The following is a 12489-nucleotide window of genomic DNA, read 5'->3' on the forward strand; positions in this document are numbered from 1 at the left end:
AAGCCAGCTGAATTTAAAATAAGGGAGTTCAAACCTATGAGATATTCGTTATGTACTATTTCCTTTCGTCATCAATTAATTTCATTTACTGATATTGTTCAATTTGCATATGAAAACGGTTTTGAAGGAATTGAATTGTGGGGGACTCATGCACAAAATTTGTATATGCAAGAGTATGAAACGACAGAACGAGAATTGAATTGTTTAAAGGATAAAAACTTGGAAATTACGATGATCAGTGATTATTTAGACATATCATTATCGGCAGATTTTGAAAAAACGATAGAGAAATGTGAACAACTTTCAATACTAGCTAACTGGTTTAAAACGAATAAAATTCGTACGTTTGCTGGACAAAAAGGAAGCGAAGATTTCTCGGAACAGGAAAGGAAAGAGTACGTAAAGCGAATTCGCAACATTTGTGATTTGTTTGCTAAGCATAATATGTATGTACTTTTAGAAACACATCCAAATACATTAACGGATACGTTGCCTTCTACTTTGGAATTATTAGAGGAAGTAAATCATCCGAATTTGAAAATAAACCTTGATTTTCTTCATATATGGGAGTCTGGTGCAGATCCAATAGACAGTTTTCATCGACTAAGGCCGTGGATACAACATTACCATTTTAAGAATATATCGTCAGCGGATTATTTACATGTATTTGAACCTAATAATGTATATGCCGCAGCGGGAAGTCGTATTGGTATGGTTCCATTATTTGAAGGTATTGTAAATTATGATGATATCATCCGGGAAGTGAGAGGTACTGATTATTTTGCTTCGCTAGAATGGTTTGGACACAATGCGAAAGATATATTAAAAGAAGAAATGAAAGTATTAACAGGTAGAACATTAGAGGTAGTAACTTCGTAATATAAAATGATAAAAGAGTCTCTATTTAGAGTCTCTTTTTTTATAGTTGAAAATAACCAAAAATTACCATGTATTTAATTTCGAATTTAACACAATTTATATATAAATAAGGAGGTGATCGGTAATGGCTAGAAATCGTAACGCTAATCAATTGGCATCACATGGAGCACAAGCAGCTCTAGATCAAATGAAATATGAAATTGCACAAGAGTTCGGTGTACAACTTGGAGCTGATACTTCTTCACGTGCAAACGGTTCTGTAGGCGGTGAAATTACAAAGCGCCTTGTAGCGATGGCAGAACAACAGCTTGGTGGCGGATATACTCGCTAAATGTAGAAGGTTATAGGAGAAAGGAAGGATTCTTCCTTTCTTTTTTATTTATTTTCAATTAATTGGTATGGATATATTGTGAACAGGATTCAAAGAATAGGAGTAAAGCTATATTTTATCCAATTTCTTTTGTTGTAAATGGAATGTAGTAAAGATGAAATAGCCCTGGTGGAATGTGAACATAATTTCCAGCAGGGCTATTATATGGTAAGAAATATATGATGAAAGGTTCCGAAATCAGCATGTTAAAAAAAGAAAACTGTTGTTTAATTGCACTTGCATCAGTTCCACTTGTTATGACGTTAGGTAATTCAATGCTTATTCCAATCCTGCCAACCATTGAAAAGAAATTACATATTTCATCTTTCCAAGTATCCATGATTATTACAATTTATTCTATCATTGCAATTATCCTAATACCGATTGCTGGTTATTTATCAGATAGATGGGGTAGAAAGATGGTAATGGTTCCAAGTTTATTAATTGCAGCGATTGGAGGAGCGATAACGGGATGGGTATCATGGAAAGTTGATAACCCTTACGTTTGGATTCTTATCGGAAGAGCAATTCAAGGGATAGGTGCTGCTGGTGCTATGCCAGTCGTCATACCGTGTGTAGGTGATTTATACAAAGATGAAAAACAGGTTAGTGCAGGCTTAGGAATCATTGAGACGTCAAATACATTTGGGAAAGTATTAAGTCCCATATTAGGATCAGCTCTTGCGGCGATTGTATGGTTCTTACCATTTTGGGCAATTCCAGTTTTATGTGTAATATCGATTGTTTTATTATTGGTGCTAGTAAAGGCGAAGAAACAAGAAGAAGCAGTCCCGCCATTGAAAGAATTTATTCAATCTATCATCTCAACGTTTCGAGAAAAGGGGAGATGGTTAATTGCCATTTTTATATTAGGTGCAATTATTATGCTTATTTTATTCGGAATTCTTTTTTATCTGTCAACTATACTGGAGTCGAAGTACGACATTCATGGTATATGGAAAGGGTGTGTACTCGCTATTCCTTTGCTTGTACTATCACTTAGCTCATATATGGCTGGTAAAAAAATTGGAGATAAACAAGATATTATGAAAAAGTGTATTTATATTGGATTTTTACTGGCTGCTATATCTGTCATTTTACCTTTATTTCTAAAAGGAATCTATTTGTTACTTCTTTGCCTCGTTATTATGGGGATAGGGATTGGTATCGCGTTACCATGTTTAGATGCTCTGATTACACAAGGAATTGAAAAAGAGCAGAGAGGGACAGTTACGTCATTTTATAGCTCGATGCGATTTATCGGTGTAGCAGCTGGACCACCCCTTTATTCTTTTTTTATGAAAGGGGCGGATCATGAAATATTTTATTTAACAAGCATCTTCGCCATTATTGGTGCCGTCATAGCGATCATTTGGATTAAACCAGCAAAAGATACAATGATGGTAAAACAGAAATCGGAACCGAATTCATAATTAGAAAGAGAATTGCGTGTTATATGATTAACATGCGGTTCTCTTTGTCTGCTATTGGTGGGCTAATAATCAGTGGGGAAACCCCACTGATTAAAGTTTTATGCTATTTAGTTAGGGGAAATAACTTGTATTAACATATAAAGCCCGACTCCCCATATGATTAGTCCTGAAAATTTATTTAATACCGTAATTGTTTTTCCTGTTGAATCTAATTCTTTTAGGGATTTTCCAGCTAAAGCTAAGCTAATAAACCAAATCCAAGAAACTATAATTGTTGCAAAAGTGAAAGCCCATTTTTCACTTCCTATGTATTGGATAGAGTTTGTTCCAATTACACCAATTGTGTCTAAAATTGCGTGTGGATTTAGTAATGAAACCGATGCTGCGAAAATAATTTGATTCTTTAAAGGCATACTTTTTTCTTGTTTTACATCATTTGCAGGGTCGCTTCTCCAAATAACCCAGCCCATATACATAAGAAAGAAAAATCCAATCAAGTACAAGGTGGTTGTTAACCAAGAAAAAGTTAGGAGCACAAGGGAGACACCCTGTATAGCAATTAAAATTAGCAACGTATCACATACAGATGCAGTTAATACTACAGGGGCTACTCTCCAAATATTTGGTTGGCTAGCACCTTGGTTAAAGACAAAAACATTTTGGACACCTAATGGAATAATAAGACCAAATGCAAGGATGATACCGTGAATAATTGCTTCATTCATCATATTACCTCCTACTTAATGTGATTAATTATGATAGTGTATATTGTATAAAAGAAAAGAAAGTTTGTATCCATCCATATGGTTGGATAGGTTACCAACCAAAAAAATGTGAGGTGATATGATGGAAAGGTTAGTTTGGAAACCTAATATGTTTTCGTCTATTCCATTATATAAACAAATAGAATCTTATATAAAAGAAAGAATTGTTAATGGGGAATGGACAGTTGGAACTAAATTACCTTCACAAAGAGATTTGGCGCATACGTTTGAAGTAAATCGAAGTACAATTGTAATGGCTTTCGATGAATTAGTAGCAAAAGGGTATATTGAGGGGAATGGCCGGAAGGGAACAATTGTTATAAATAATAGTGAGAGTACTGCCACATATGCACCCCCTCCTAACTGGCGGTCTTATGTGGAAACAGGGCTTCATTATCCAAATCTTCCTGCTGTACAAGAGATTAATCAAGCTGAATTTACTCCCAATGTAATTCGATTAGGAACAGGTGAGCTCGCGCCGAGTCTCTTACCTGAGAAAAAGATGAAGGAAATTATTAATAAAATTTTACAATCAAATGTTACACTTGGGTATGAGGAACCGAAAGGAAATCTTTATTTAAGAGAAAAAATTGCGGAATACTTAAAAGGGCATGGGGTATATGTATCTCCTGACTCTATTTTAATTGTTTCAGGGGCAATTCAAGCACTGCAACTTATTTCTATGGGGCTTCTTCCGAAAGGAGCGTCAATTTTATTAGAAAAACCATCATATTTATATTCGCTTAATGTATTTCAATCAGTAGGAATGCGTTTAATTGGAATACCAATGGATGAGAATGGTTTAAATGCATCGTATATTACGAAATATAAGAAGCAATTTAATGCATCTATTTTATATACAATCCCGTCTTTTCATAATCCGACGAACTTTAGTATGAATGCGAAGAAACGCATAGAAGTGATGGAAATCTGTAATGAAATTGGATTGCCTATTATAGAGGACGCAGTGTACCAAGACTTATGGTTTGATGAGCCTGTTTCAAAGCCTTTAAAAGCATATGATAAAAACGGAATTGTACTACATATAGGAAGTATGTCTAAAGTAATTAGTCCAGGATTAAGAATTGGATGGATTGTTGGATCTGAGCCAGTCATTCAAAGATTGGCAGACATAAAAATGCAAACAGATTATGGTTCAAGTTCTATATCCCAGCAAATTGCAGCGGAATGGTTTACAAATGGATTGTATGATGAACATTTACAGTTTGTAAGAATTAAATTGAAAAAGCGCAGAGATTTTATGTTACAAATGTTAGAGAAATATTGTCATGATATAGCAACATGGTATGAACCGACAGGTGGTTTTTATATTTGGTTACATATGAATGTACCCGTTTCAAACCGTAGCTTATTTGACAAAGCTTTGCAAGAAAAGATTTTATTAAATCCAGGTACTTTGTATGATAGAAGTGCAAACCAATTTTTGCGCCTATCATATTCATACGCAACGTTAGAAGAAATTGAAATAGGTATAAAAAAACTTGCACAACTAATGAAAATGTAAGAGGAGAAAATAATGAAACAATATGTAATTTGCCAAATTATCGATGGGGATAAATATTTAGCCGCTTATGCGGAGACGAAGCAGGATGCAATTGAAAAAGCAGAATTGTTAGGATTACGAACGGGAAATCGATACACAGTTATTACTGCTGAGGAAGCTGAAGGGTTAACTTACCCTTAAGCAACGTATAATAATTATACAAGAAGTAAATAAGCCTAGTAATATATGATATTACTAGGCTTATTTTTTGAAAGCGTTAAGTGTTCTCATATGAAAAATAATAGTATTATGAGTCAAGTTGCCGGAAATACCGATTTGTTTTTCGGTCCTGATTTCCGTTTCTATATTCATCAATATATTGTCTGAAGTTCCAAGATTGTACAAACTTATTTGCAGCGTTATAGCCAGAATTGTAAAGCCACTCTTTTTCTTCCTTTGTTAACTCAAAGTTTGTACTTGTAATGGATCCCGTTGGAATTGTAATCGTTCTTGCTTTAGATTCCTTGTCTAAATGACGTAAATCATGGGCTTGCATCATAGTTTTAAATAGTCCTTTGAACATGGAGATAGGTTCGTTATAGTGGGCAGGATCAGCTTGGATCGCATCTTTTACAAAATGAAACCCAAAAGTCGGCCAGCGAGGAGAGGTAGGTGAGTCGAAAATCCAAATTGGGTAATTGCTTAAAATCCCTCCATCAACCATATAACAAGGTTGCTTCCATTTTGGGGTTCTCCATTTCACGGGTTCAAAGAAGAAGGGGATTGTACTACTCATTCTTACAGCTTTAGCAATAGAGAAGCGATAATTTAAAAATCCATAGTTCGGCAAATCATCGGGGAAGACAACCATTTTACCATTACTTATATCAGAAGCGATAATTTTAAGCTTATTTAAATCAGGTAAATCTGTAAATAAGTGAACTCCTTTTTTTCGAAGTAATTCTTCAATCCATTCTTCTATAAAAATATTAGAGTAAATACCAAGAGTAGTCCATGCGCTTAATCCTTTACCGATAAACGGGAGTCTGTCAATAAAGGTTTTCTTCGTAAATTTATTATAATCAATATCAGTTATTATCGTTTTTAACTCTGAACAAGAGTATCCTGCTGCTAGGAGCGCTGCGATAATTGAACCAGCTGATGTTCCAGCTACACGCTCCCATTCATAGCCTTTTTCAGCTAACGCGCAAATTGCCCCTACATGCGCAATTCCGCGTACACCGCCTCCTTCAAAAACACCATCAATCTTCATCAATCATACTTCCTTTCGAATAAAAGATTTGAAAATGGCAAAAAAGCACGTATTGTACGTGCTTTTTTACAATAGTTTTTAAGTTTACTAGCAGCCGAATCCGCCGCCCCAACAGCTAGCTCCGATGATGATTAGAAGGATAAATAAAACGATTAATAAAGCGAAACCTCCATAACCACAACCACCGCAACTACCGCCGTAACCGTAACCACCGCCGTAGCCACCGCAACTATATCCGTAACCCATGTGGAATTCCTCCTTAAATTAAAAATAAAAATGAACGAGGGGAAAATGTACTGGAAGAAATAATGAACTATCGTGTTTGTAGGAACAATGTATACTATGCTTTTTAAAACTTGTTCGCGTATGAAGGATGAGCCCGTTTTTTTGAAGGCTTGTTGATTTTACGATAAATGGAGTATAATCTTTGTGCTATGATACAAATAAGTATGTAAATGTAAGGAGAATTTATGGATAAAAAAATTGAAGTATTAATTGATAAATATGGACTGTCACATTTAAAAGAGGAACTTATTAATACTGTATTTCCTTGTGTAAAAGTTGTGCCAAAGCAACAAGAAATGATTGCGATAGGTAGTTCGAAAATGGGGGGAGTTCCTGATTTACCGGATTCATTTGAATATCCAACATATAAAGGAAATCCGTTACAGTTTATCGCTCAATTTAATTTAAATGATTTACAAAATGTTGGTATGGAGCACAATCTTCCTAAGACAGGAATGTTATATTTCTTTAGTATTGAAAATTATTTTGAAGAAGATGTAAATCCAAACAAGGCCGGGCGTGTACTTTATTATGATATCCCTGTAGAGCATTTACGAAGAGTAGATGAAGTTCAGGGGGAATTTAACCAATGTGCAATTTCATTTGAATTAACGTATAAATTGCCAGAGCTTTTCATTGAAGATGAGGCTGATTCAGATCGTTTCTTGCAATTACTTGAAGAGCTAATTCCAGACAACTACGATAACCATCAAATGTTTGGTGAGCCATTCTCTGTACAAGATGAGGTATTGTACGAGACTGGACAATATATGAACATAGATCCGCAGCAAATGACGCTTTTATTCCAAATTGATTCAGATACTAAAAATTGTAATATGATGTGGGGAGATTTAGGGATGCTTTATTTCTGTATTGGAAATGAAGACTTAAAAAATCGACGTTTTGAAAATGCATGCTGCGTATTGCAAACTTGTTAATGAAAAAGGTTGTTCTTGTAAAAAGAACAACCTTTTTACAATGTTAAATATGCATAATCTCATATGACCTATACGAAAAAGTATTGTATACTCTGAAACTATACGATACTTTTTCGTATAGTTATAGAATGTAAGGAGTGACGAAATGGGAAAGACAAGTAAGTATATGACAGCTGCGCTGCTTTGTTCTACTATAGTAGTGGGAGGCTTACAAGCGTCATCTGTATCATATGCAGCTACGAATTCAACTGTAGCGACAGCACAATCAGATGCAAAGTTGTTAAATGATTTCAGAAAAGAATTAAAAAAACAGATTGATAATCGAGAAGAAAATATTACAATCACATATAAAACAAAAGATAGAAATGCTAGAAATATTATGGATCAATTGTATGGCGAGTTTAATAAAATTGTAGATGCTGATGAGTATGTAAAATATAATGTAGCGTCTACTAAGTATTCTATTAAAGGACTGCCCGGGAACTATACATTTACTCTGCAAGTGAAATACCGTGAATCAAAAGAACAAACACAATATGTAAAATCCCAGGTGAAATCGATTATAAGCTCAATTGTAAAACCGGGGATGGATGCACATGAAAAAGTAAAAGCTATTCATGATTACGTTGTAAAACATGTATCTTATGATACGTCGTATCAAGCGTATACAGCATATGAAGCGTTAGCGAATCGTTCTGCCGTTTGCCAAGGGTATACATTGTTAACATATGAGTTACTAAAAGAAGCTGGTATTCAAAATCATATTGTAACAGGTACAGGGAATGGACAAGCTCACGCATGGAATTTAGTGAACATTGATAACAAGTGGTACCACCTCGATACTACATTCGATGATCCAGTTCCGGATAAAGCTGGGCGTGTGACATATTCATATTTTAATATGTCAGACGAGCAGTTAAGTAAAGATCACGAATGGGATCGTAGCAAATATCCAGCAGCAACTACAAGTTACTTTGGTGAATTAACAAACAAAATAAAAGCTGGTAGTTCAAAAACTGCTGCATATGAACAAATGTTAAAAGAAACAAATTTAAAGTACTTGTCTGCACAATACGGAGCGGAAAATTACAATGAGTTTAAGAAAAAATTACAGCAACAATTTGCTTCCAAGCCAGAAAAAGTAGAAGTACGATATAAGCAGTCAATGGATGGAACAATGCAAGATATAAAGAAAGTACTAGATGAAATAACTTGGCCAAAAGGTGCAAAGCGTGTATCTTATCAAGTTGCGCCATATAGTGCAATGACAGGTTATTCGTTAGCGACAATTACATTTACGTATTAATGAAAAAGAGCATCTTTAAAAGGTGCTCTTTTTGCGTTTTATAATCATTATATTGACTGTTTTGAATTGTGTGATAAAATAATTGGAAATAGAGGATGTGAAAGCTGAATGAATTTGTTCGAAAATAATATATTTACATTGATATATAATTGTTTAGTAATCGGGCTTATCGTTTTGTTTTTCATATCATTTACTTTGTTTATTAGAATATCATTGCAAAACAGCGATAGAAGATGTATGAAAAGGGGAAGAGCATGGCTAATTATATAAAAGAATTACGTGAAAAGGTAGGGCACGACTGCGTTTTCTTAAACTTTGCAGGTGGTTGTGTGTTGAATGAACATGGAGAAGTATTACTGCAAAAAAGAGGTGATTTTAACGCTTGGGGATTTCCGGGCGGTGCAATGGAAATCGGAGAATCTGCCGCAGAAACTGCGATTCGAGAAATAAAAGAAGAAACAGGTTATGATGTAGAAATAAATGAGCTTATCGGGGTGTATACAAAATATTTTCAAACATATCCAAATGGAGACAGAGCCCAGTCAATTGTGATAGTTTTTTCATGCTCAATTACCGGAGGAGAGAAAAAAGTAGACGGTGATGAAACGTTGGATTTGAAGTTTTTCCCGTTAGATAAAATGCCTCCGTTATTTTGTAAACAACATGAAGATTGCTTGCAAGATTTATTGGAGAAAAGAGTAGGAGTATATCGCTAACATAAAAAAAGAAGCTAAAAGAGATTAGCTTCTTTTTTATGTTCTATTTCCACCAATCATCAAACATTGATGCTGGAACTTGTCTCTTATGTTCACTTACTGTGTAACGCTTCTCAATCTTTTCAGCAACGTCAGCTGGAACTGCTTTACCTTCTAAATAGTCATCTAGTTGATCATACGTAATACCTAACTCTGTTTCATCAGCTTGACCTGGTTTTTCATCTAATAAATCAGCTGTTGGCATTTTTAAGTAAAGTCGCTCGTCCGCATTTAGCTCTTGTAATAGAGCGCGTCCTTGGCGTTTCGTTAATCCCGTTAATGGTAATAGGTCTGCACCACCATCTCCGAATTTTGTAAAGAATCCTGTTACAGCTTCTGCAGCGTGATCTGTTCCGATAACAAGTAGTCCTTGTTGTCCGCCGATTGCGTATTGTGTAACCATGCGAATGCGTGCTTTTACGTTTCCTTTATTGAAATCTGTTAATGATTCACCTAATAAGTTTTCATATTGATTTGAGAAGGAATCAACAGTTGAAGCGATATCAAATGCAACAGATTGATCGGCTTGAATAAATTGTAATGCTAATTGTGCATCATCTTCATCTTTTTGCACTTTATAAGGAAGGCGTACAGCGATAAACGTTGCGTTCCCACCTTCATTACGAATTTCCTCAACTGCAAGCTGAGCTAAACGTCCAGCTAATGTAGAGTCTTGTCCACCACTAATTCCAAGTACAAATCCTTTCGCACCTGTTTTTTTCACATAATCTTTTAAGAAATCAACACGTTTACGGATTTCTGCTTTCGGATCAATTACAGGCTGAACATGTAATGCTTTCATAATCTGTTCTTGTAATGTCATTATGTTTCCTCCTATTCGTATTAAAGCGGTAAATAAATTTATATGTATATTGGTACATACTTCTATCCTTTATTATTTCGCAAAACTAACGAATATACAATAGGATGCGTGTATGAATATGAATGAAGTTATTATAAATAAACTGTTTTGTATAAGCAATTTTTTTAAACCTTTCAAAACTGTAAGGTTTTTGTCATTTGAATCGATGGAAGGTATTTCCGAATTTTACTAATATAAAAAAGCAAAGTTAGTAGAAGGGCGGAGAAGTAGTATGAACATTAGAGAACTTGCATTTCGAAATGTAACGCGAAATAGACGAACATATTCAGCATATTTTTTGAGTAGTGCATTTGCTATTATGGCCTTTTTTGTGTATTCATTTTTTGCGTTTCATCCGGCATTAAGTGCTGGACAATTAGGACGGTACGTATTCGTAAGTATGTCTTTTGCACAGTCTATTATTTACTTGTTTACATTTTTCTTCATTTTATATTCTATGGGAATGTTTTTAAAAACGAGAAAACGTGAGCTAGGGATATTAATGATGCTTGGAATGACGAAATATCAATTAAAGCGTCTTATCTTCTTTGAAAATATCATGATTGGAATAGGGGCAATTATTTTCGGGATTCTTTCAGGTATGCTGTTTTCAGGAGTACTAATTTTTGTAGCCCCAATAATATTAAAACTAGATATTTCCTTATCCTATTACATACCGATGAAAGCGATAGTTGTAACGAGTATTATATTTTTCATATTATTTATTATCATTTCCTTATTTAGTGCCGGTATGGTTCGTAAAAATAAAATTATGAAGTTGTTTAGAGGATCAGCAGAGGCGAAGCCAGAACCGAAAGCATCAATTATTTCTTCTATATTAGCAGTAGTATTGCTTAGTGTTGGGTATGTAGGCGCTCTTATGTCACATGGTGCAATGGTATTTATTATGATGATTCCTGTTACAACGGTAGTCACTATCGGTACGTATTTGCTGTACAAGCAGTTGAGCGTCTTTATTATTCGATTATGTAAAAAAAGTAAACGTTTCTATTGGACACAAACAAATATTATTACTTTGTCAGATTTAGCGTACCGTATGAGAGATAACGCAAGAATGTTCTTTATTGTAACGATTATTTCAACAGTAGCATTTTCAGCAATAGGTACATTGGTTGGATTTGCATCAATGACGAAAGAAATTATGGACAGACCAATTGCGTTTCATTACCACTCTAAGAAAGAAAATACTAGCGAAATACAGCATATACAAATGATTGACAAAGGATTAAAGAAATATAATATAGAAGCTTCAAAAATAAATGTTTCTACGAAAAAAACGGAGGAGCAGTCGTTAAGAAGCGCTACTTTTATAAAAGAATCGGATTATAAGGAATATGCAAAATTAATAGGAGAACCATTTAATACTGTATCAAATAAAGAGGCTTTATTTTTGTCAGTTGAAATACCTGGACCACCGATGAAAGAAAGAAAAGAAATCGCTTTACCTAATGTGAATGAACAGTTAAAAGTGAAAAAAGTTACTTCGTCTTCATTGAGTAAAATATTAAGAGGTAATGTTTATGTAATCTCTAATAATCAATATGATTCATTACAAGATGGATTTAAAGAAGAAAAAGATTATATGTATAAAACAAAAGGAACGAAAGATGAAATTGAGGTTGGTAAAGAGCTTACACATCAGATTAAGTCTTATCAAGAACATGCAACGTTTAGTGCAGAAGAGTACGATCAAAATCAAAGTTTACAAATTGCAGGACCCATTTTATTTGTAGGTTTCTTTATAGGTATTGTATTTTTTGTTTGTGCAGGAAGCTTCCTTTACTTCCGCTTATTTTCTGATTTGGAGGACGATACTCGTTTATTTGAAATGATTCGAAAAGTTGGATTGACGAGAGGCGAATTATCGAAAGTAGTCACAATCCGCTTAGCGCTTTTATTCTTCGTTCCAGTTGGAGTTGCAACATTACATGGGGCAGTAGCATTAACTGCGTTAGGACAAATGTTTGAGTACTCACTGTTTAAAGAGAATACGATTGTATTAAGTATTTTTGTAAGTATTCAAGTTTTGTATTTCGTCATTATACGAGCTCGTTATTTAAAACAATTGAAAGAAAGATTGAATATTCGTTAAATGTGTT

The 12489-nt window shown here is 34.4% G+C and carries 13 protein-coding genes and 1 pseudogene; 10 read left to right on the forward strand and 4 right to left on the reverse strand.

All coding sequences use genetic code 11. From position 1 onward, the window contains the following. Positions 1 to 36 precede the first annotated feature (36 nt). From JDS80_RS14165 to JDS80_RS14175, 3 genes are all read left to right on the forward strand, one after another. Entirely contained in the window at positions 37 to 879 is an 843-nt protein-coding gene (locus JDS80_RS14165; protein WP_071745645.1) for a sugar phosphate isomerase/epimerase family protein, read from the forward strand. A gap of 124 nt (positions 880 to 1003) precedes the next feature. Then, positions 1004 to 1210, forward strand: a complete 207-nt coding sequence (locus JDS80_RS14170; RefSeq protein WP_000113539.1) for an alpha/beta-type small acid-soluble spore protein — start codon at positions 1004 to 1006, stop codon at positions 1208 to 1210. A 218-nt stretch (positions 1211 to 1428) separates the two neighbouring features. Next, a complete protein-coding gene (locus tag JDS80_RS14175) occupies positions 1429 to 2682 on the forward strand; it encodes a bacillibactin exporter BcbE (protein WP_142347463.1) in 1254 nt (417 codons plus the stop codon). A gap of 107 nt (positions 2683 to 2789) precedes the next feature. Here the strand turns inward: JDS80_RS14175 and JDS80_RS14180 are convergent, their stop codons facing one another. After that, entirely contained in the window at positions 2790 to 3407 is a 618-nt protein-coding gene (locus tag JDS80_RS14180; RefSeq protein ID WP_199638961.1) for a LysE/ArgO family amino acid transporter, read from the reverse strand. 118 nt (positions 3408 to 3525) lie between these two features. Here JDS80_RS14180 and JDS80_RS14185 point away from each other — a divergent pair, with 118 nt between their 5' ends. Both JDS80_RS14185 and JDS80_RS14190 read left to right on the forward strand, forming a co-directional pair. After that, positions 3526 to 4971, forward strand: a complete 1446-nt coding sequence (locus tag JDS80_RS14185) for an aminotransferase-like domain-containing protein (protein ID WP_199638963.1) — start codon at positions 3526 to 3528, stop codon at positions 4969 to 4971. Between the two features lie 12 nt (positions 4972 to 4983). Further along, on the forward strand, positions 4984 to 5151 hold the full coding sequence (locus JDS80_RS14190) for a DUF3933 family protein (protein WP_000816371.1): 168 nt from the start codon (positions 4984 to 4986) through the stop codon (positions 5149 to 5151). A 106-nt stretch (positions 5152 to 5257) separates the two neighbouring features. On the opposite strand, the gene JDS80_RS14195 is transcribed toward JDS80_RS14190, so the two are convergent. Next, positions 5258 to 6223 carry a patatin-like phospholipase family protein gene (locus JDS80_RS14195; protein ID WP_071745642.1) on the reverse strand — a complete coding sequence of 322 codons (966 nt, stop codon included), beginning with the start codon at positions 6221 to 6223 and terminating at the stop codon, positions 5258 to 5260. Between the two features lie 87 nt (positions 6224 to 6310). After that, entirely contained in the window at positions 6311 to 6469 is a 159-nt protein-coding gene (locus JDS80_RS14200; protein ID WP_002118476.1) for a YjcZ family sporulation protein, read from the reverse strand. 224 nt (positions 6470 to 6693) lie between these two features. Between JDS80_RS14200 and JDS80_RS14205 the strand changes: the two genes are divergently transcribed. From JDS80_RS14205 to JDS80_RS14220, 4 genes and pseudogenes are all read left to right on the forward strand, one after another. Further along, on the forward strand, positions 6694 to 7446 hold the full coding sequence (locus tag JDS80_RS14205) for a YwqG family protein (RefSeq protein WP_098888955.1): 753 nt from the start codon (positions 6694 to 6696) through the stop codon (positions 7444 to 7446). Between the two features lie 145 nt (positions 7447 to 7591). Then, complete coding sequence (locus JDS80_RS14210; protein ID WP_098888954.1) at positions 7592 to 8752, forward strand: transglutaminase domain-containing protein; 1161 nt, start codon at positions 7592 to 7594, stop codon at positions 8750 to 8752. A 108-nt stretch (positions 8753 to 8860) separates the two neighbouring features. After that, a pseudogene (locus JDS80_RS14215) lies at positions 8861 to 8977 on the forward strand (DUF4083 family protein); the annotation flags it as partial. 29 nt (positions 8978 to 9006) lie between these two features. Further along, the gene (locus tag JDS80_RS14220; protein ID WP_071745638.1) at positions 9007 to 9468 is read left to right on the forward strand and encodes an NUDIX hydrolase; all 462 of its coding nucleotides are present in this window, start codon (positions 9007 to 9009) and stop codon (positions 9466 to 9468) included. A gap of 43 nt (positions 9469 to 9511) precedes the next feature. On the opposite strand, the gene nadE is transcribed toward JDS80_RS14220, so the two are convergent. Continuing rightward, complete coding sequence (gene nadE / locus JDS80_RS14225; protein ID WP_071745637.1) at positions 9512 to 10330, reverse strand: ammonia-dependent NAD(+) synthetase; 819 nt, start codon at positions 10328 to 10330, stop codon at positions 9512 to 9514. 271 nt (positions 10331 to 10601) lie between these two features. Here nadE and JDS80_RS14230 point away from each other — a divergent pair, with 271 nt between their 5' ends. Continuing rightward, the gene (locus JDS80_RS14230) at positions 10602 to 12482 is read left to right on the forward strand and encodes an FtsX-like permease family protein (RefSeq protein ID WP_098888952.1); all 1881 of its coding nucleotides are present in this window, start codon (positions 10602 to 10604) and stop codon (positions 12480 to 12482) included. Positions 12483 to 12489: the final 7 nt, after the last annotated feature.

The sequence above is a fragment of the Bacillus cereus group sp. N8 genome (genome assembly GCF_016483685.1).
GTDB classification, from domain to species: domain Bacteria; phylum Bacillota; class Bacilli; order Bacillales; family Bacillaceae_G; genus Bacillus_A; species Bacillus_A proteolyticus.